Consider the following 20,792-nt stretch of genomic DNA (forward strand, 5'->3'; position numbering starts at 1 on the left):
TTTTTTTGAAAAAACAATTCAAGTTCGTGATAGCCATTCTGGTAACAGCAGCGCTTTCCTCAGCGATTACATTTGTGATCACAAAACAAGGTGCTGTCAGCGTTTCAGGAGATGAGAAGTTTAGTAAACTCATGGCTGCATATACGAAGGTAAAAAACGAGTATTACGAAAAAACGGATGATCAAAAACTAGTAGACGGTGCGATTCAAGGAATGATTGCATCACTTGATGATCCATACTCTACATATATGGATCAGGAGGAAGCCGAAGGGTTTAACAACACCATTTCATCTTCATTTGAAGGAATTGGTGCACAAGTAGAAGAGAAGGATGGACAAATTTTAATTGTCGCACCGATTAAAGGCTCTCCTGCTGAAAAAGCTGGTTTGAAACCTCATGATCGTATTTTAAAAGTGGATAGTAAAAGTACAAAAGGCATGTCAGTAAATAAAGCCGTTTCTCTTATCAGAGGGAAAAAAGGAACGGATGTCAAACTGCATTTGAACCGACAAGGTGTTGGAAATGTGGATGTGACGATCACAAGAGATACGATTCCACTTGAAACGGTGTATGCAAAACTAACAAAAGATAAAATAGGTGAAATCCAAATCACTTCTTTTGCTGAAACCACGTCTAAAGAGTTAGATAAAGCGATTGATGACCTCGAGAAAAAAGGGGCAAAAGGTTTTGTCATTGATCTGAGAGATAATCCAGGCGGCATTATGACAGAAGCAATTGAAATGAGCAATGACTTTATCGATAAAGGAAAAGTCATTATGCAGGTTGAGGAAAAAGGAAAGAAACAAGTGTACAAAGCGGAAAAAGAACGCAAAGTTCATCAGCCGACAGTTGTTCTTGTAAACGGCGGTTCAGCGAGTGCTGCTGAAATTATGGCGGCAGCTCTGCACCAATCCTCTAGCATTCAACTGGTTGGAGAAAAGACATTTGGTAAAGGGACTGTTCAAAATGCGCAAAGCTACAATGATGGCTCTAGTGTGAAATTAACCATTGCCAAGTGGCTGACACCAGACGGGTCTTGGATTCACAAAAAAGGAATTGAGCCACAGGTGAAAGCATCTCTGCCGAGTTATGCGAAGCTGCCATACTTAAGTCCGAAAAAGACGTATCAACTGAATGATGATGGAGATGAAGTCAAAGCGGCTCAAAAAATGTTCCAAGCGCTTGGCTACAAAGCAAAAGCCAATGGAGAATATGATCAAGCATTCCAGTCGATCGTAAAAAGTTTCCAATCAGATCACGATCTAAAGGCTGATGGTATTCTGACAGGGGACACAACGACGGTACTGATGACAAACATCCAAGATAAGCTCAAGAAAAATGACACGCAAATGAAAAAAGCCATTGAAGTGTTGAAAAAAGAAATGAAATAGAAAAAGCAGTCCTCATCAGGGGACTGCTTCAAATTGTTGACAAAGGGCTAAAATGAACTTTATTTTAGCCCTTTGTCTTCTTTTCAGCTCAGCGTGATAGAAAACCTTTGAAGTCTAGGAAGGACGAGTACTGGAGCGGAGCGAATTTGACATTCGTGAGCACCAGCACGCAGGACTGACAAAGAATGCGAGGGTTTGTCTACACGCTGAAGCAGTCCTTATCAGGGGACTGCTTTTTTCTTGTGTTACGCTTTGTTAGCCACAGGTTCCGTTGTTTTCCCATTCTTTTCAAACAAATCACTTGTCACAGAATTAGATGCGACATTCTTCTGGAAGAATGGATTCAATATCAAGATGACCACAACGTTTGCTAGTAAGCCGAGAAAGCCTTCATAAAGGCCGAATGTCATTTGTGTCATATTCGCTGTAAAGGTAACGATAATTCCTACGATGAGCCCTGCGATCGTTGCTTCTCTCGATTGTTTTTTCCAGAATAAGCTGATGGCGATGGCTGGGAAAATTTGAACCATTCCAGAAACACCGATCAGCTGAAGCGTGACAAGCGCAGTCGGGAACAACATACCGAATAAAAGAGCAAGCCCGATCACGATAAATACCATCGAACGTGTAATGATCGTTAAACGTTTAGGTGACACATTTGGATGGATTAAATCACGGTACAAATTATTGGCAAATAAATTCGACGCCCCAATGGCCATGATCGAGCATGGAATGAGAGAAGCAAGTGCAATCGTTGAATACGCAAGCCCCTGCATCACGCCGCCATATGACGTCTGAATTAAATGAAGAAGAGCAAATCTTGGATTTGTATCTTCCGGTAAGACTAAAAAGGCAATGAAGCCAAGGAAGATGACCAAAATCAATACAATGTTGTAAAGAGGTAAAAACATACTGTTTTTACGGATGGCATCTGCGCTTTTGGCTGTGAAAACACCAGTTGCTGCATGAGCCCACATAAATAATGCGAGTGCAGAAACACCTGATGCGGTAATAAACCACAAAATGCCTTTAGGGCCTCCTTCAGGTATCGTCAGAAGCTGTGGGGCCTCCTTAGCTAACGTATTCATCATCGGCGTCCAGCCGTTAAAATGAATAATCGGGAGGGAAACCACCATAAAGAGCATGATCACCCAAACAAGAATATCTTTAATAATAGCTGTATATGTAGGACCTTTAATACCACTGAAAAATGTATAAAGTGCAACTAAAATAAATGAAATCATAACAACTGCATTCACATTAATATAACCCGTTCCAGCGACAGTTAACGTATCTTGAATCCCGCTGAGCTGAAGACAAATGTATGGAATGAGCATGAGTACACCGACAATGGCAATCAAACTGGATAACAGTTTACTGTCAAATCGCTCACGTGCATAATCAGCAAGTGTTGTCAGCTTGTGATTTTTTGCAACCGTCCAAAGTTTTGGTAAGAAGAAATACGCAATAAAATAAGCAAGAACTGAATAGGGGATAGCGAAAAAAGCAACACTTCCCGCTGTATAAGCTGTACTTGTGAGCCCTAAAAAGGTATAAGCAGTATATAAGTCTGCGCCAACAAGGAACCAGACGAGAAGCCCGCCAAATTTTCTCCCGCCAACAGACCATTCTTCTACTGATTGTCTTGATGATTTATCACGACCAGCGGCAAAACCGATGACCACGACGATGAAAATAATACTTGCAGTAATCAATAAAGCTGTTAAGTTTCCTTGCATTCGTCAGTTCCTCCATTTGAATGTTGCATCCTGTAAATGATAAATGTGCAAACGGGTGTGAGTACAATCCATAGTAAGAGCCAGAAGTGGAAAAAAGGCAGCCCGATGACAAATGGATGAATACGATTCACAAAGGGGAGCAGTGCAAGCTGCCCAATGAATGGAATCGCGATGAGTAGTGTCAGTATCAGTTTTTTGTTCATGTTTTCCTCCTCTAATATTTTGTAATTTCATAATAATAGCAGTTGTCAGATTAGATCACAAGACCATTTTCAGAAAAAACAATCATTTTTATGAATATCATACTAATATAACGCTTTCATTTTTAAAAAGAGGTAAATAGTGAATAGAGAGAAAGGAAGACTTGAAAATAAGTATGGAAAGATAATATTTAGAGCAAATAAAAAAGCCCCAGCATGAAGCTGAGACTGTGCCGTTTTTTATAGGAAATCAGATACTTCTTCGATGTCAAAACGATTGCTTTTATGAGCTTCTTTTGCTGCTTTGCCGACAGAAATCAACATCACTGGTTCGTATCGACCGCTCACATTGAATTCTTTCACGTACGCTTCTTTGCTGAAACCGCCCATTGCACATGTATCATATCCCATTGCTTTCGCCGCAATCATTAATTGCATAGCAGCTAACGAAGCGTTAGAATACGCAGCTTCACGTGCATATTGCTCGCTTTGGTAAGCACCATTGATTTGTGTCATCAGTGTTTCTTTAATATCTTCTGTGATGAAACCTTGTTCTGCTAGCTCACTGTAGATTTTTTCACCATTTAGATTGGCTTCAAGGTCACCAAGCACTGCAATCACAGCTGATGCTTGTGAGACTTGTTTTTGATTATAAGCAATTGGAAGAAGTTTTGCTTTTGATTCAGCACTATGGAAAACAGTGAAATGCCAATGCTGAAGGTTCCAAGCAGATGGTGCTTTTGTTGTGATATCAAGAAGCTCTGTTAACTCTTCTTTTGTCATTTCATGAGTTGTATCATACTCTTTTACTGAAGCTCTTTCTTTTAAAATGTCAATCGTTTTTTGATCGCTCGCCATATGGATATTTCCTCCCGTTTTTGCAAATAGTATGGTACAATAAATAAAAAAGTGAGAAACTTACTTATTGTAACTAGAGATATATTTTAAATTGTACACCGTTAGTTTGTCAAACGATTATGAAAAGAAAGGCTGAAATATATGGAATTTCAATTATGTCCAAACATTCAGCAAGCTTTTTTGCTTCTTGGCAAAAGATGGAATGGTCTCATCATTCATGTATTGCTTGATGGTCCGAAGCGGTTTAAAGACCTGACGGACATTATTCCATCCATCAGTCAAAAAATGCTCGCAGAACGCTTAAAAGAGCTTGAGCAAGAAGGAATCATAAAGCGCACTGTACTTCCTGAAACGCCAGTCAAAGTCATCTATTGTCTAACCGAAAAAGGAAGTGCATTACATGGTGTGTTCGGAGAAGTATCGCGCTGGGCAGGGGAGTATGCTGGATCTCATGTAAAAAAGGAGCAAGCCTAGTTTTAGGTTTGCCCAAACGTTTTGTCTCCTAATGAATATGCTGATGTTAGGCACATGACAAAGGAGGAGAAAAGCATGTACCCTCATACTCCGTATTTTCGAGGCGGTGCCCCTGGCATTCCGCCATATGAATCTAGAGTCCCTTTGTTTTTTGGTTTTGGCGCTCCTTTAGTCGGCGGACTGCTTGGCGGATTTCTAGGAAGTGCGATTTTTAATTATCCTCGTCCATATTACCCGCCACCACCACCGCCTGTTCCACCACCTTATGGCGGCGGATATCCACCATATTATTAAGAAAAAAGAGTAAGCCTGCTTCCATTTCAAAGCAGGCTTTTTATAATGGAATATCAATTTCAGAGATGCCTGGATCATCATGCTTTAAAAACATAATTTCTAAAATACCATCTTGATACGAAGCCTTCGTTCCTTTTCTTTTCACAGCAGCAGGCAGGACAACCTTCTTTTGTTTATTCTCTTCAGGAAAATGATCAATAAACAGCAGATTGGCTGTATGTTTGATTTTTACTTTTTCAGTGTTCGGACGATCGAGCTCTATTTTGACAAACACGTGATCTGTCGTCTCAAATACTTCAACATTCGGCTCTTTCTTTTTTTTATCGTCTGTCTCTCTTGCTTTCTGCTTCTGAGACAGCGGATCCTGAAAGGGGAATTGAGCAGAATAATTGGAGCCGAAAACACTTTCCATGACTTGATTGACATATTGCTCAACGTCTTTAGGGTCTGAATTTTTTAACGCTTCTTTTGAAAATTGCTTTTGAAAAGGGAATAATCGGTTCCAGTCAAACATGCAAATCATCCTTTCTAAATGCCCTGAATTAGTATATGCCCATAATGTGATGTGCGTGCTATAATATACGATAGGTTTAGAAAGGAATGGTTAGATTGAACGAACAACAATCAAAAGGTGTCTTATATACGGCTGCATCTTTTACATTATGGGGGTTGTTCCCATTATATTGGAAACTGATGGAGCATATTTCGTCAGGCGAAATTTTAGCGCACAGAATCGTATGGTCCTTTATTTTTATGTGCGGTATTCTTTTATATTTAAAGCAAGTCCGTCCAGCGATGCAGACTGTGAAAGGTCTGATGATAGATGGAAAAGCACTTTTTTCATTACTTTTATCGGCTATTTTAATTTCGGTCAACTGGTATGTATACATTTGGGCTGTAAATCACGATCTGATGCTGGAAGCGAGTTTAGGGTATTATATTAATCCGCTTGTATCAGTTTTACTAGGCATCATTTTCTTAAAAGAACGACTGAATAAAATGCAAACCACCGCCATTCTCATTGCTGCAGCTGGTGTCATCATCTCAACTGTTCAGTACGGCTCATTTCCTGTCGTGGCTTTCGTATTGGCTTTTAGTTTTGGGTTTTATGGACTGATTAAAAAAAGAATGAGTTTTACGAGTGCCATTGGATTAACCATTGAAACACTGCTTCTTGCACCAGCTGCGCTTGTTTACTTATTCTTCTTCTTAAAAGAACCTGTTGTCACGATGAATCCGAGCAGCTTCGGCTCTCTTGGGCTATTATTTTTTGCAGGTGTCTTTACAGCTGTACCGCTTCTTTTATTTTCTGAAGGGGCCAAAAGAATTCCTTTATACCAAGTTGGTATTTTGCAGTATATTGCACCGACCATTACACTCTTTTTGGGGCTGTTTGTGTATCACGAACACTTATCTGCAGCAAAAATCGTGACATTCCTCTGTATTTGGGTGGCGATTTTACTATTTACAACCTCTCAACTCCGAATGAAAAAAACAGCGAATTCTCATTAAAGAGACGAAGCAGTTTGCTTTTTTTTGCAGGCGGATCATGTCATAATAAGTTGTTACCAAAACTGTAGAGGTGATCACATGTCATCAGTCGATGAGCTTGCACACGCTTATCAATCTTTATGGAAAAATCGGCAGCTTGATGTAGTGGATATGACTTCAATACACGAGGCGATACGAGATGATTTGCTTGATGCACGCACCCATCCTCGCGCAAGAAAGTCATTACATCAAAAGTATGTACTCGCTGTGGAAAGAATTTTAGAAAGCACGATTGAACAGGGTCATCAACTACAGCTGATCAGCTTACATACGAAAAAGCTGCGAGAACTAATTCAAAATGAAGGAAGGAACCACTCATGAAACCAATTCAAACGGAAGATGTCACAGCACATCTTGAATCGTTTTTAAATCGGCCAGTCTTCGTTCATCTTGAAACGACAACTGGTTCTTATTCAGCTCATGTGAATGAGCAAAATATGACGGTCGTGGCGTATATCCGCAACGCAAAAGTTGTCTATTCACAGGCAAAAATAAAAGGACAAGGTCCATACCGTGTCGGAATGAAAACAGAAGATGGCTGGATTTACGCAGAAGGTTTAACCGATTACGTGTTTGATGAACAAGGTCGCCTGCTGTTAGCAGGACACCTGCCAGACGGAAAACTAGCGATCTCATTACAAATTAGTGAAACACCATTTCAGGTGTAGGAGAGAGGGGAACAGTGATGAACGAACATGTACTTGTGATGCTGCCTCACCCCGACGATGAATCCTTCGGGGTCGCAGGGCTCATCGCGCAAAGCAGAAAACGTGGAATTCCAGTGACGTATGCATGCGGGACACTTGGAGAAATGGGAAGAAATATGGGAAGTCCAACTTATGCTAACCGTGAGACACTTCCTGAATTAAGAAAACAGGAATTAATCAATGCATGTAAAGAAATGGATGTCACAGACTTGCGAATGCTTGGTCTTCGAGATAAAACGTTGGAATTTGAAGATGATGAGTATTTAGCGGATGTGATGGAACGCATAATTGATGAAGTGAAACCAACTCTTATTGTCACGTTTTATCCAGGTCATGGCGTACACCCTGATCATGATGCGACAGGTGAAGCGGTCATTCGTGCTCTATACCGCAAGAAAAAAGAAGACCGTCCTGTCACATACTGCATGGCCATTACGAAAAATCGAGAAGAAGTGCTAGGAAATGCCGATATTGTGATTGATATTACGGATGTAGCCGATATCAAATTAAATGCACTAAGAGCGCATAGAACACAAACAGAAGGCATGCTAAGAGAGCTTGAACAAAAGCTGAAAAACAAAGAACCAGTCGTTCAAAAATGGTTTGATGAAGAAATTTTCTGGACGTATCAATGGAATGACTAAATGAAAGGCAGCTGACTGAAGTCAGCTGCCTTTTCCTGTTGTATCAGAATGCATACGTCTTTCAATCAACCTGAGACGAACAAATAGGACGATGGCACCTGCGGCAAGCCCAGTAATCAGCCCAACCCAATAACCAAACGCTCCAAATGAGGTATACGTGCCAATCAAGTAGCCAGCTGGAAGGCCGATGACCCAGTAAGAGACAAACGCAGCAATCAGTGTGTAATTCACATCTTTATAGCCGCGCAGAGCCCCTTGAATGGGTGCAGCGATCGCATCAGACAGCTGGAAAAAGATCGCATACATCAAAAAGTGCTGTGTCATTTGTAAAACAGCTGATTCAGTTGTATATAAACCAGCGATCTCAGGTCTAAATAACAAGATGAGTGCTGCAGTACATAATGAGAACAAAACAGCTGTTGCAATGCCAATATAGCTGTAGCTTTTTGCGTCTTTATACCGCATGGCACCGGCTTCAAAACCTACAACAATCGTTAAAGCCATTGAGATACTAAGCGGCAGGATATATAAAATAGAAGCAAAGTTCATCGCTGCTTGGTGACTGGCGATTGTCACGGTATCAAAGTGACCCATTAAGAGCGTGACAGCTGCAAAAATACTTGTTTCAAAAAAGATCGCAAACCCAATAGGGATACCGATTTTCAGTATTTGACCCATTCGGGAGACGTTAAAACGAGGTAATGTCTGAAACAACCGAAAGGATGCAAACGGTTCGGCTTTGATGACAATACAAATACTCATGATGAAAATCGCCCAATACGTCAGCGCAGATGCAAGACCTGCCCCTGCACCGCCAAGCTTTGGAAACCCAAAGTTTCCAAAAATAAAGAGATAATTTAAAACAAAATTAATAGGAAGTGCGGTTAACGTAATGAACATCGTTACACGTGTTTTTCCTAATGCATCAATGAACGATCTCATGACTGAATAACCAAAAAGCGGGATGATTCCAATAGCAAGGAAGCTGAGAAAATGACGGGCAATGGTTTCTACGGATGGTTCAAGCCCAAGTCGCCCTAAAATAAAAGGAACACACATCGATCCAATGACAATCACCACGATACTTAAAAGAAAAGATAAATAAATGGCCTGGAAGACCGCACGAGGAACATCTTCCCTGCGGCCGCCGCCCATCAGCTGAGCCACAATAGGGGTAACAGCCATTAAAATGCCAGCGAGACCAGTATAAACAGGTGTCCAAATGCTCGAACCGATCGCTACACCTGCTAGGTCTTCTGCACTCACTTTTCCAGACATCACCGTGTCTAAAAATGTGATGAGCGAAAGACCTGCTTGTGTAATTAAAATCGGAATCAATATGGTTAAAAATTGTGCCAACTTTGCTCGAATACTATTCGTTTCTCTCATCATAAGTTCCTCTCTGAACAGAAATAACGAGAGGAATTATATCACGCTATGTAAAAAAATCAATTCTCCGTCGGATTATTTTTCTTTGAGGGCTTCGTTTTTTTGAACATTTGGGCATAAATAAAAGAAAGACTGACAACACCTAAAATGCTGCAAGCATATTGAATCACTTTTTGAATGGTCATATTGAATTCACCTCCATACAAATAGAATGTGCACAATTTGTTATTTTATGACACAAGCGAAAGAAGGAGGGACATGGTGAGATGATCAATCGCACAAATGAAGAAGCGATGTTTAAGTTAGAAATGAAATCTCATTTAACGCAAATTATGATGGATGCAAGGAAAATCGTCGATTCGCTTGACCAGACGGAACAATGCCTTCTTTGTGAACTCGAATCATTGCATGATCAGTTTAATGAAATGCATGCAGAGGCTTCCTCGTTTTATTTACAAGCATATATGGAAGAATTCACACCAGGTTTTGCTCAATTTTCTTTAGCCATTGAGAACTTATCAAAACAAAAGCATGGCGCACTGATTGTGATTCAAAGGAGAGATGAGGTGGAGGATTATATACAAAAAGGGACAAACCTCCATGCGAAAATTAGCGCATCATTAATAGAAAGCATTTTCTATCCTGGAAACCCACTCCATGATGGCGCCCTTTTAGTAAAAGAAAACACGCTTGTTTCCGCTGCAAATGTCCTGCCGCTCACCTCAAAAAAAGTCAGCCCTTCTCTAGGCACAAGACACCGGGCAGCCATTGGACTTTCTGGCATGACTGATGCCCTTGTTCTTGTTGTATCAGAAGAAACAGGGAAAATGTCGTTTGCGAAAGAAGGCGTCCTCTATCCGTTAACTGTAAAAGACCAAGAAATCAGAAAGTAAACATGAACACAGCATTCTTCATTGGGAAGGGTGCTTTTTTTATTGAGGAGAAAAAACAGGCAATTAAGTAAAAAGTCATTTGATACAGAAAAATTTGTCATGTAGAATAGAACTATGAAACTAGCAACGTGCTTGTTTTGACAAATTTCTAAACGTCAACTTAAAAATTCCTTAAAAATTGTTTATAAATACAGCAAACAGCCGATAGAAACGATATGGCTTTGTTTTAGCATTTTGAGTTTGTTGCTCTAACCTATTTAGTATTGCCCAACGTCTTCATGTCGAGTAATATAATAGAAATAAAGATAAAATAGTGCAAGAGAAGCAGAACCATTAAATGCTAAACTCAAAACTAGTACATAAGTCTTATGGAACGAAATCATGAAAGGCGGAGATTTATCTATGAAGAAAAAAGTAGTAACCGGCCTCACAGTTTCAGCGATCGCGGGCTCAGCTGTTATTGCTGCACCGGCAGAAGCACAGACGATCAAGGTGAAAAGCGGTGACTCACTTTGGAAGATTGCCGAACAGTACAACACAAGTATTTCGGAACTTCAATCTCTTAATCAATTAAAAACGACGATGATTTTTGCAGGACAAAGCTTAAAGATTCCTGGTGCAAAAAGTTCAAAATCCAGCTCATCAACAAGTTCAAAAGCAACGAAATCAAGTGCTTCAACAACATCTAGCTATACAGTCAAGCTTGGGGATTCATTATGGCTGATTGCGAAGAATCACAAAATGTCAGTTGCAAGTTTGAAAAGTTTGAACAGCTTAAACAGTGACCTTATTCGTCCTGGACAAAAGCTGAAAGTGTCTGGAACGACGAAAACGAGCGGCAGCCAGTCCTCAAATTCAAACTCAACATCTAATTCCAGCTCAAGTAACAAATCAACGAATTCTAATAGTTCGTCATCAGCATCTAGTACATATAAAGTAAAATTAGGCGATTCACTTTGGAAAATTGCCAATTCGTTAAACATGTCGATTGGTGAAATTAAAACATTGAACTCGCTAAAATCTGATATGATTTATCCAAATCAAGTATTGAAGGTAAAAGGAACGGTGACGTCAAAACCAAGTCAGCCGAAAGCACCTGCTCAATCTAGCACGCCTTCAAACAGCAATCAGTCTTCAAGTAGTAAAACCACATCTTATACGGTTAAATCAGGTGATTCATTATGGAAAATTGCGAATCAGTTTAAGGTGCAGGTTCAATCAATCCGCACAGCAAACAGCTTGAAAAGTGATGTGCTGAGAATTGGACAAGTATTAAAAATCAACCGAACAGCTTCCGGTTCAACTGGATCTAATGGTTCTACGTCAAACGGTTCAACAACACCGGTCAACAATAATAAAAATGACGTTCCAATGAATGCAAAAATCACGACAATGATTCAAGAAGGTAAAAAGCTCACAGGCATACCTTACAGATGGGGCGGCAATACACCAGCTGGATTTGATTGCAGCGGCTTTGTTTACTATCTCATTAATAAGGTTTCATCAGTATCTAGATTGAGTACAGCAGGATACTGGAATATGATGACGCCTGTCAGCACACCACAAGTTGGAGATTTTGTTTATTTCACAACGTACAAAGCAGGTCCTTCTCATATGGGACTATACCTAGGTGGAGGAGATTTCCTTCATGCAAGTGACAGCGGAGTAGGAATTTCAAACTTAAGCAATCCTTATTGGAAAAAAGCCTACCTAGGCGCAAAACGTTTCTTCTAAAAAAGCCGATTTTCGGCTTTTTTTGTTTGCCCGTTGCTGTGATTGTCCATACTGATATCAAAAGGGGGCAGTCATAAATGAAAAAGTCAGTGTGGATGATCATGATATGTTTGATCTTTACCGCATCAGCATGTCATGCACCGCCGAAAAAAGAAACGACAGAAGAAACAAGAGAAGTTGCCGCACCTAAACAAGCACCAGTCACAACGTCACTCATAAACGAAAGCGGGCAAAAAATAGGGAGCATTGAAATAAGAGAGTCCTCAGAAAATGGGCTGGATCTGCATGTGAAAGCGAAAGGACTGCCACCAGGTCCTCACGGCTTTCATATTCATGAAACAGGAATATGTGAAACGCCAGATTTTGAAACAGCAGGTGCACATTTTAATCCGACCCATAGAGAGCATGGCTTCGACAACCCAAAAGGGCATCATGCTGGAGATATGCCTAATTTAGAGGTAGGGGCAGATGGACAAATTGATGTTGTCGTGAATGTACCAGATGTGACGTTAAAGGGAGGCCCAAATCAATTAATCGATCAAAACGGGCGAAGTTTCATCATCCATGCAGAAGCAGATGATTACTTAAGCAACCCTTCTGGCAACTCAGGGAAACGCATTGCTTGCGGAGCCATCACAAAAGAAATGGTAAAATAACAGAAGACGAACCTTTATGTATTGAGTGCATAAAGGTTTTTTTAGTATACTTGGTGAGGAAAATGATCGAAGAGAGGAATTAATCATATATGTTTAACCAACCAGCACTCCCAGAAGAAATTCAAGCAAAGATCGAAGCAAAAGGAAAAGTTCTCGAAGAAGAATTTCGTCCGCTTATCGGAACAGGCGGCTATGAATCACAAGATACGTCTATTATTCAAGATGCCATGATTGCACTTGCCCTAGGAAAAAATGTTCTGTTAAAAGGACCGACGGGCTCAGGTAAAACCAAACTAGCAGAAACTTTATCTGCGTTCTTTCAACAGCCGATGCACAGTGTAAACTGCTCAGTTGACCTTGATGCAGAAAGTCTTATTGGCTATAAAACCATCCATAATGAAGGACAAGTTGCTTCTATAGAATTCATTGAAGGACCCGTTACAAAAGCAATGAAAAAAGGACACCTTTTATATATTGATGAAATCAACATGGCAAAACCAGAAACACTGCCTATTTTAAACGGTGTGCTTGATTACAGAAAAATGATGACAAACCCATTTACAGGTGAAGTCGTTAGAGCAGAAGAAGGTTTTGGCGTGATTGCAGCAATCAATGAGGGATATGTGGGGACAGTGCCGCTCAATGAAGCACTGAAAAACCGTTTTGTCGTCATTGAAGTTCCTTACATTGGCGGTGGCATTTTAAAAGAAGTACTGCACACTCAATCCGTATTAAAGGATGAGCGGTTAATCGATCAATTCGTACAGCTCTCATCAGATCTCATCGTCCAAGCACACAATGGACAGGTCAGTGAAGAAGCCGCATCCATTCGCGCACTGTTAGATACATGTGATCTTGCGCAATATATCCCGCCGCTTCGTGCAATTGAACGAGGAATTGTAGAGAAGCTAGAAGATGACCGGGAAAAAGCAGCGGTAAGAAATATCGCTCAAACATTATTCGAGTGAGGTTCTGACTTTTGAAATTCATCAAATTTAATGACAGCAGAATCGATTCATTTCTATTTATGGAATTAACGGATTTAGCCAAAACACTTGCCAAAAGTGATGATGTGGAGCTTGAATACGGTGTTCAATCGTACTATGAACCGTTTGAAAAGAAAATTTTCATCAGCCATTTTTGGGATGATCGTCATCAAGAGGATATGATGGCAGGCCTAAAAAGTGATGTGTTCCTGCGAGCAGTAGGGACAGTGTATAGCGATCTTACAGTATTTGAAGACATCATTTCCTATGCCCACACATTATCCATTCCTGATGTGTGCAAACAATTGTTTATGCTGTTTGAAGATATCCGCATTGAAGAGCGGATTAAACGTGACCGCCCAGGAACAAAAAAGGTATTTAAACGGAGAAGAGAGCTTTACAGACGTCACTTTAAAACACAATTAACGATTAACCAAGAGCGCAGTATTTTAACAGATGCACTCTTTTGTGCGATATACGTGAAGCTGACAGCCGAATCTCCGCTTGAAGAAATTCCACCCCTTCATGAGCGGATAGATCCAATGATTCCGTTTATTGAGTCAAGTCTTGAACGTGTATATGACGCACGCTCGACATCTGATATCGCCATCATTGTGAAGGAATTGACAGAAGGCTTCGATGAGCTCCTTGAAAAGGATATGCTGAATACATACTTCTTCTTCCCAGAATTGGACTATGAAAAAGCGGCAAAAGAACCGCTTTTCCATGACCTCAAAAGAAAGCCTAAATTAAGTGAGGATATAAAAGTCGATCGGGAAAAAGAGGGGGATGAAGACATCCATAATGAATATATGGAAGTATGGCATAGAGAAACAGAAGCACCATCTAAAAGTTTCCTTCAATTTGATTTAGAACACGGTGGTAAAAGCGATCTCGGTAAAGATGCGGCAAGAGAAGGTGACGATGGAGATCAGGCGCTTGGAACGGTTCAAGGTTCAGCCAAACAAACCCATCGAAAAGACTATTCAAAGCTTGAAGCACTAGAAGAGGCAGAAGGAGAAGAAAGCGGGGCAGATGCGCATGAGAATGGAAAAGAAAACAAATATGCATTTCCAGTCATGATTTCACCAGAACCTCCTTCACCAGAGCAAATAGATGTGTACAAGCAGCACGCAAAGGCAATCGAACCTTATCAGAAACGCTTAAAACAAATGATTCAAAAAACACTTGAGCATAAAAAAACATGGCCAAAAACAGATCTTCATGCAGGACGTCTCAGTAAAAAGCTCATTCGTTATTTTACAGAGTCTAACCCTCGACTATTTTATAAAAAACAAGCGCCATCTTCTCAAATTGATGCTGTGTTCACTTTATTAGTTGACTGTTCTGCAAGTATGTTTGACAAGATGGATGAGACAAAAAAAGGGATTGTTCTGTTTCATGAAGCTTTAAAATCAGTTCAGGTACCTCATCAAATTGTAGGGTTCTGGGAAGATACAAATGACGCAACTGAAACAAGTCAGCCGAACTACTTTAACACCGTCGTATCGTTCAAAGATTCCTTATTTGACGCAGGACCATCCATTATGTCACTTGAGCCAGAAGAGGATAACCGGGATGGATATGCGATTCGCCAAATGACAAAAATGATTTTAAAACGAAGAGAAGAGCAAAAGTTCCTCATTGTTTTCTCAGACGGAGAGCCGGCTGCATTCAGCTACGAACAAAATGGGATCGTGGATACACATGAAGCGGTTCTCGAAGCGAGAAAAAAGGGAATTGAAGTGATCAATGTGTTTTTATCCAATTCTCCGATTGAAGAGGCGCAGATGAAAACGATCCAAGATATGTATGGCAAGTTCAGCATTTTTGTACCGGATGTCGATACATTGCCAGATGTGCTATATCCATTACTCAAGAAATTGCTGCATAAAAGCATTGGGGCATAAGGTTTTGCCCCTTTCTTTAAAATATTTTTCGGAATGATTTAAATTTTTTGTTTTTCTTTGAATTTTTTATCTTTAATTGAACAAAGAATGTAGAAAGTAATCCGAAACAGTGGTAGAATATGATTGGAAGCGTTTTATTACATAAATTTGGTCATTGTGTTCTGGAAGTTATATCGAGATAGTGTTCAATCACTTGATGATCAAAGTTGGGGGTAGTGTTCAAAATGTTTCAAAATGATGTGAAACAACCGTTGAGTTGGGAAGAATTTCATGGTCCGAACCTCGGCTACGTGCTCGAGCTCTACGATCAATATGTCCAGGATCCTACTAGTGTTGATGAAGACATAAGAGGCATATTTGATGAACTTGGTGCACCACCGAGTGAAATGAAGGAGGAAATTGGGAAAAAAGAAAATAGCGTAGTTACTTCTGAACAAATCCAAAAGATAGCATCAGTCGTTAAACTGGCAGAAGACATCAGAACGTATGGCCATTTAAATGCTTCCGTCAATCCTCTTCGCAAAGAAAAGGAATTACAAGAGCTGTTTCCATTAAAGGAATACGGTTTAACTGAAGAAGACGTTAAGAATATTCCAATATCAATTATTAGTCCAGATGCACCTAAACACATTTCAAACGGCATAGAAGCCATTAACCATTTGAGAAATACGTATAAGCGTACCATTTCATTTGAGTTTGATCACGTACATGACTTCGAAGAGCGCAACTGGCTCTCTAAATCTATTGAGTCTGGCGAATTATTTAAGAAAAAACCAGCAGATAAACTAGTTTCTGTGCTCAAAAGATTAACAGAAGTCGAGCAATTTGAGCAGTTCCTTCATAAAACATTTGTTGGACAAAAGCGTTTTTCTATTGAAGGATTAGACGCACTTGTTCCAGTACTTGATGAAATTATATCCGAGTCTGTTACACAAGGGACTTCAAATATTAACATTGGAATGGCACATAGAGGCCGTTTAAATGTATTAGCACATGTGTTAGGAAAGCCATATGAGATCATTTTCTCAGAATTCCAGCATGCGCCTAATAAAGAGCTTGTACCATCAGAAGGCTCTATCGGCATCAGCTACGGATGGACAGGGGATGTAAAATATCATCTCGGTGCTGACCGCCAAATTAAAGATGAAGATACAAAGAGTGCAAGAGTCACACTTGCCAATAACCCAAGTCACTTGGAATTTATTGACCCGATTATTGAAGGAAGCACTCGTGCTGCTCAAGAATCGCGTACTCAAAAAGGCTATCCAGTTCAAGACGTTGAAAAAGCGTTAGCCATCTTAATTCATGGGGATGCTGCATTTCCTGGAGAGGGAATTGTCGCAGAAACATTAAATTTAAGTCAATTAGTCGGCTATCAAGTGGGGGGAACGATCCATATCATTGCCAACAATATGATTGGATTTACCACAGAAAGCAATGAATCTCGTTCAACGAAATACGCTAGTGACCTTGCAAAAGGTTTCGAGATTCCAATTGTTCACGTCAATGCAGACGATCCAGAAGCTTGTTTAGCAGCTGTTCAGCTGGCGGTAGAATACCGTAAACGGTTTAAAAAGGATTTCTTAATTGACTTGATTGGCTACCGCAGATATGGCCATAACGAAATGGATGAGCCTTCTACTACTCAGCCAATGCTGTACGATGCGGTCAGAAAGCACAAAACGGTCAAGAATATCTTTGCAGATAAGCTTGTCACTGAGGGCCTTCTGTCAAAAGAACAAAGAGAAGAAATTGAGCAGGCTGTCACGGCAAAAATTGAAGAAGCTTATAAAAAAGTGCCTTCAAAGAAAGAACATACGATTCAAGAAATCGAACTGCCAGAGCCTGTATCTAACGGCTTCCCTGCAGTTGATACATCTGTAGAGTTTGATGTATTAAGAAAGCTGAATGAAGAATTGATTAGCTGGCCGAAAGACTTCCAAGTATTCGGTAAGCTAAAGCGGATCCTTGAAAAACGTGCAAAAGTGTTTACAGATGATCGCAAAGTGGAATGGTCACTTGGTGAAGCACTTGCATTTGCATCTATATTAAAAGACGGTACGCCGATTCGAATGACCGGACAGGATTCTGAGCGAGGTACATTTGCTCAAAGAAACCTTGTTCTTCACGACAGTCAAACGGGAGATGAATTCATTGCTCTTCATGAACTGAGTGATGCAAATGCATCATTTACAGTCCATAATAGTCCACTGTCAGAAGGCTCTGTCATCGGGTTTGAATATGGTTATAATGTCTATTCTCCTGAAACATTAGTGATTTGGGAAGCTCAATTTGGAGACTTCGCAAATGCGGCTCAAGTGTATTTTGATCAATTTATTTCAGCAGGCCGCGCCAAGTGGGGACAAAAGTCAGGGCTTGTGATGCTCTTGCCACATGGATATGAAGGACAAGGTCCAGAACATTCTAGTGGAAGAACAGAACGCTTCTTGCAATCAGCTGCTGAGAATAACTGGACAGTTGCGAACCTGACAAGTGCAGCTCAATACTTCCATATTCTTAGAAGACAGGCGAAAATGCTGCTTCGTGAAGAGATTCGTCCTCTTGTCATCATGACACCGAAGAGTCTGCTTCGAAACCCGAACACATTATCCGAAGTCCAAGAACTAACAGATGGACAGTTCCGTCCAGTTCTTGAACAGCCGGGCCTTGTGCATGATCATGAAAAAGTAACACGCCTTGTGCTATCGAGCGGGAAGGTATCGATCGATATTAGTGATCGTTTTACTCAAATGGAAGACTCAAAAGATTGGCTTCATATTGCGAGAGTGGAACAATTATATCCATTCCCAGCCAAAGATATTAAAGCCATTTTATCAAAACTGACGAACTTAGAAGAAATCGTATGGGTGCAAGAAGAACCGCAAAATATGGGCGCTTGGGGATATATTGAGCCATATTTACGTGAAATTGCATCTGAAAAAGTAAAAGTACGTTACATCGGCCGCAGAAGACGTTCAAGTACGGCTGAGGGTGATCCAACTGTTCATAAAAAAGAACAAGAACGAATTGTATCTGATAGCTTGACTCGCAAAAACTAAGGGGGAAATGAAAAATGGCGGAAATTAAAGTACCTGAACTAGCGGAATCAATCTCGGAAGGAACAATTGCTCAGTGGCTAAAACAGCCGGGCGATTATGTTGAGCAGGGGGAATACCTGTTAGAACTTGAAACAGATAAAGTCAATGTCGAATTGACAGCTGAAGAATCTGGTGTTCTAAAAGAAGTACTGAAAGATTCTGGTGACACTGTCCAAGTTGGAGAAGTCATCGGAACGATTGCAGCAGGTGAAGCTGGCGGAAGCGAGTCCGCAGCTCCAGCACCTGAGCAAGATTCTGCACCAGCTTCGAAAGAAGAACCAGCAGCTGAACAAAAAGAAGAGGCAGCAAAAGAAGAGCCGAAATCTGGTAATGGCAGAACGATCGCTTCTCCAGCAGCTAGAAAACTAGCAAGAGAGAAGGGGTTAGACTTATCTGAGATTCCAACCGCAGATCCGCTGGGCAGGGTACGAAAGCAGGATGTAGCTTCTTACCAAAAGAATGAAGCTCCTGCAAGTGCACCGAAAGCCGCGCCAAAAGCAAATGCTGCGGTGCAAAATGATCAAGCAGGGAAACCAGTTGAGCGTGAAAAAATGTCACGCCGCAGACAAACCATTGCAAAACGTTTAGTTGAAGTTCAACAAACGGCAGCGATGCTGACAACATTTAATGAAGTCGATATGACAGCTGTCATGGATCTAAGAAAGCGTCGCAAAGATGCCTTCCTTGAACAAAACGATGTGAAACTGGGCTTCATGTCCTTCTTCACAAAAGCAGTGGTAGCAGCACTTAAAAAATATCCACTTCTCAACGCAGAAATTCAAGGTGATGAGCTTGTCATTAAAAAATTCTATGACATCGGTATTGCTGTAGCCGCCAATGAAGGGCTTGTGGTACCAGTTGTCCGTGATGCAGACAGACTATCATTTGCAGGAATTGAAAAAGAAATCGGTCATCTTGCGAAAAAAGCAAGAGATAACAAATTATCGCTCAATGAATTACAAGGTGGATCATTCACGATCACAAACGGAGGAACATTTGGTTCTCTGCTTTCAACACCAATTTTAAACAGTCCTCAAGTTGGAATTTTAGGTATGCATAAAATTCAGCTTCGTCCTGTTGCAATTGATGAAGAACGCTTTGAAAACCGTCCAATGATGTATTTAGCTCTTTCATACGACCACCGTATTGTCGATGGTAAAGAAGCTGTTGGGTTCCTTGTCACGATTAAAAATCTACTTGAAGATCCTGAACAGCTATTGCTTGAAGGATAATCGAAAGAAAAAGCTAGTACCGATGAGGGTACTAGCTTTTTTGGTCTTTATTTTCTGAGTAGCCTCTTTTTGACCAAAATGTTGCCAGCCAAGAGCCAGATAAATTATGCCATACGCTAAAAATGGCACTGGGAACGGCGGCAAGTGGAGAAAAATGTGCGGTTGCAAGGGCTGCGCCAAGTCCAGAATTTTGCATCCCTACTTCTATTGAAATTGCTCGTTGAGAAGGAATGTCCATTTTACACCATTTTGCAATGAGGTAACCCAATAATAGACCAAGAGCATTATGTAAAACAACAACGGCAAAAATAAGCAGTCCAGATTGCAGAATCTGTTCTTTATTTGCGCTGACAACAGCTGCAATGATGGCGACAATGCCAGTAACAGATACAAGTGGAAGTGCTTGTACAGCATACGTCACTTGTTTTTTAAAAAACAATTTGACGATGACACCTAAAATAATCGGAATTAAGACAACTTGGACAATCGACAAAAACAAAGCACCCGGTGATACAGATAACCAAGATTTTGCAAAAATATAAATAAAAACAGGGGTCAAAATGGGAGCAAGTAGTGTCGAGATCGTTGTCACGGCAAGGGATAAGGCCGTATTTCCTTTCGCCAAAAAGGTCATTACATTGGATGCAGTCCCGCCTGGACAGCAGCCGACGAGAATGACACCAACAGCGATTTCAGAAGGCAAATGTAACCCATAGGCCAATAAAAATGCTATGAGTGGCATCAGTGTATACTGCGCTAAAACCCCGATCAATACATAAAGAGGCTTTCTAAAAAGCTCTTTAAAATCTTCAGAAGACAGCGTGAGCCCCATGCCAAACATAATAATGCCCAGTAAAAAAGGGATATAAGGTCCAATCAAAGAAAATGCCGCAGGAAAAGTAAAACCTAGACAAGCAAAGACAATGACCCATATAGCGAATGTTCTTCCTGCAAAGTGACTAATGTGTAAAAGGGTGTTCATACTATCTTTCAACTCTCTTTCTTTTCATATCTTTTCTATTTTAAATGAATTTTC

Annotated in this window: 21 protein-coding genes; 14 read left to right on the plus strand and 7 right to left on the minus strand. The window is 40.6% G+C overall.

Features of this window, described 5'->3' with window-relative positions:
* Window positions 1–5 precede the first annotated feature (5 nt).
* Window positions 6–1,391 (plus strand): S41 family peptidase, encoded by a 1,386-nt coding sequence (locus FBF75_RS14405; protein WP_008346456.1) that lies wholly within the window; start codon window positions 6–8, stop codon window positions 1,389–1,391.
* A gap of 245 nt (window positions 1,392–1,636) precedes the next feature.
* On the opposite strand, the gene FBF75_RS14415 is transcribed toward FBF75_RS14405, so the two are convergent.
* From FBF75_RS14415 to FBF75_RS14425, 3 genes are all read right to left on the minus strand, one after another.
* Window positions 1,637–3,130, minus strand: a complete 1,494-nt coding sequence (locus FBF75_RS14415) for a sodium:solute symporter family protein (protein ID WP_048003186.1) — start codon at window positions 3,128–3,130, stop codon at window positions 1,637–1,639.
* The gene (locus FBF75_RS14420; protein ID WP_008346461.1) at window positions 3,115–3,333 is read right to left on the minus strand and encodes a DUF3311 domain-containing protein; all 219 of its coding nucleotides are present in this window, start codon (window positions 3,331–3,333) and stop codon (window positions 3,115–3,117) included. Before FBF75_RS14420 ends, FBF75_RS14415 begins: the two co-directional genes overlap by 16 nt.
* 237 nt (window positions 3,334–3,570) lie before the next feature.
* Window positions 3,571–4,188 (minus strand): nitroreductase family protein, encoded by a 618-nt coding sequence (locus FBF75_RS14425; protein WP_035703274.1) that lies wholly within the window; start codon window positions 4,186–4,188, stop codon window positions 3,571–3,573.
* 141 nt (window positions 4,189–4,329) lie between these two features.
* Here FBF75_RS14425 and FBF75_RS14430 point away from each other — a divergent pair, with 141 nt between their 5' ends.
* The gene (locus FBF75_RS14430) at window positions 4,330–4,662 is read left to right on the plus strand and encodes a winged helix-turn-helix transcriptional regulator (protein ID WP_008346466.1); all 333 of its coding nucleotides are present in this window, start codon (window positions 4,330–4,332) and stop codon (window positions 4,660–4,662) included.
* 75 nt (window positions 4,663–4,737) lie between these two features.
* The gene (locus FBF75_RS14435; protein WP_003215921.1) at window positions 4,738–4,956 is read left to right on the plus strand and encodes a hypothetical protein; all 219 of its coding nucleotides are present in this window, start codon (window positions 4,738–4,740) and stop codon (window positions 4,954–4,956) included.
* Window positions 4,957–4,996: 40 nt separating this feature from the next.
* Here the strand turns inward: FBF75_RS14435 and FBF75_RS14440 are convergent, their stop codons facing one another.
* The gene (locus FBF75_RS14440) at window positions 4,997–5,470 is read right to left on the minus strand and encodes an Hsp20/alpha crystallin family protein (RefSeq protein ID WP_046526872.1); all 474 of its coding nucleotides are present in this window, start codon (window positions 5,468–5,470) and stop codon (window positions 4,997–4,999) included.
* 86 nt (window positions 5,471–5,556) lie between these two features.
* Between FBF75_RS14440 and rarD the strand changes: the two genes are divergently transcribed.
* The 4 genes from rarD (at window position 5,557) to bshB2 (ending at window position 7,858) form a co-directional block, all read left to right on the plus strand.
* On the plus strand, window positions 5,557–6,468 hold the full coding sequence (gene rarD / locus FBF75_RS14445) for an EamA family transporter RarD (RefSeq protein ID WP_039165518.1): 912 nt from the start codon (window positions 5,557–5,559) through the stop codon (window positions 6,466–6,468).
* Between the two features lie 78 nt (window positions 6,469–6,546).
* Window positions 6,547–6,828 carry a hypothetical protein gene (locus tag FBF75_RS14450; RefSeq protein WP_099496564.1) on the plus strand — a complete coding sequence of 94 codons (282 nt, stop codon included), beginning with the start codon at window positions 6,547–6,549 and terminating at the stop codon, window positions 6,826–6,828.
* Window positions 6,825–7,175, plus strand: coding sequence for a YojF family protein (locus FBF75_RS14455; RefSeq protein ID WP_008346474.1), 351 nt, complete (start codon window positions 6,825–6,827; stop codon window positions 7,173–7,175). Before FBF75_RS14450 ends, FBF75_RS14455 begins: the two co-directional genes overlap by 4 nt.
* Window positions 7,176–7,192: 17 nt before the next feature.
* On the plus strand, window positions 7,193–7,858 hold the full coding sequence (gene bshB2, locus FBF75_RS14460) for a bacillithiol biosynthesis deacetylase BshB2 (protein ID WP_007500738.1): 666 nt from the start codon (window positions 7,193–7,195) through the stop codon (window positions 7,856–7,858).
* Window positions 7,859–7,879: 21 nt separating this feature from the next.
* On the opposite strand, the gene FBF75_RS14465 is transcribed toward bshB2, so the two are convergent.
* Both FBF75_RS14465 and FBF75_RS19945 read right to left on the minus strand, forming a co-directional pair.
* Window positions 7,880–9,247 (minus strand): MATE family efflux transporter, encoded by a 1,368-nt coding sequence (locus FBF75_RS14465; protein ID WP_035703268.1) that lies wholly within the window; start codon window positions 9,245–9,247, stop codon window positions 7,880–7,882.
* A 59-nt stretch (window positions 9,248–9,306) separates the two neighbouring features.
* Window positions 9,307–9,432 (minus strand): hypothetical protein, encoded by a 126-nt coding sequence (locus FBF75_RS19945; protein ID WP_003215647.1) that lies wholly within the window; start codon window positions 9,430–9,432, stop codon window positions 9,307–9,309.
* An 81-nt stretch (window positions 9,433–9,513) separates the two neighbouring features.
* On the opposite strand from FBF75_RS19945, the gene cdaS reads away from it, so the two are divergent.
* From cdaS to odhB, 7 genes are all read left to right on the plus strand, one after another.
* Window positions 9,514–10,140, plus strand: coding sequence for a sporulation-specific diadenylate cyclase CdaS (gene cdaS, locus FBF75_RS14470; protein WP_024718575.1), 627 nt, complete (start codon window positions 9,514–9,516; stop codon window positions 10,138–10,140).
* Between the two features lie 402 nt (window positions 10,141–10,542).
* On the plus strand, window positions 10,543–11,874 hold the full coding sequence (locus FBF75_RS14475) for a C40 family peptidase (protein WP_136944859.1): 1,332 nt from the start codon (window positions 10,543–10,545) through the stop codon (window positions 11,872–11,874).
* 77 nt (window positions 11,875–11,951) lie between these two features.
* Window positions 11,952–12,530, plus strand: coding sequence for a superoxide dismutase family protein (locus FBF75_RS14480; RefSeq protein ID WP_007500730.1), 579 nt, complete (start codon window positions 11,952–11,954; stop codon window positions 12,528–12,530).
* 89 nt (window positions 12,531–12,619) lie between these two features.
* Window positions 12,620–13,498, plus strand: a complete 879-nt coding sequence (locus tag FBF75_RS14485; RefSeq protein WP_136944860.1) for an ATP-binding protein — start codon at window positions 12,620–12,622, stop codon at window positions 13,496–13,498.
* A gap of 11 nt (window positions 13,499–13,509) precedes the next feature.
* The gene (locus FBF75_RS14490; protein ID WP_058214056.1) at window positions 13,510–15,426 is read left to right on the plus strand and encodes a vWA domain-containing protein; all 1,917 of its coding nucleotides are present in this window, start codon (window positions 13,510–13,512) and stop codon (window positions 15,424–15,426) included.
* A gap of 224 nt (window positions 15,427–15,650) precedes the next feature.
* Window positions 15,651–18,485: a 2-oxoglutarate dehydrogenase E1 component gene (sucA, locus tag FBF75_RS14495; RefSeq protein WP_035391743.1), complete on the plus strand. Its 2,835-nt coding sequence runs from the start codon at window positions 15,651–15,653 to the stop codon at window positions 18,483–18,485.
* Window positions 18,486–18,499: 14 nt separating this feature from the next.
* A complete protein-coding gene (odhB, locus tag FBF75_RS14500) occupies window positions 18,500–19,756 on the plus strand; it encodes a 2-oxoglutarate dehydrogenase complex dihydrolipoyllysine-residue succinyltransferase (protein WP_007500721.1) in 1,257 nt (418 codons plus the stop codon).
* Between the two features lie 31 nt (window positions 19,757–19,787).
* On the opposite strand, the gene FBF75_RS14505 is transcribed toward odhB, so the two are convergent.
* On the minus strand, window positions 19,788–20,738 hold the full coding sequence (locus tag FBF75_RS14505; protein ID WP_035391745.1) for a bile acid:sodium symporter family protein: 951 nt from the start codon (window positions 20,736–20,738) through the stop codon (window positions 19,788–19,790).
* Between the last annotated feature and the right edge of the window lie 54 nt (window positions 20,739–20,792).

Source organism: Bacillus sp. S2(2019) (assembly GCF_005144805.1).
GTDB lineage: Bacteria > Bacillota > Bacilli > Bacillales > Bacillaceae > Bacillus > Bacillus altitudinis.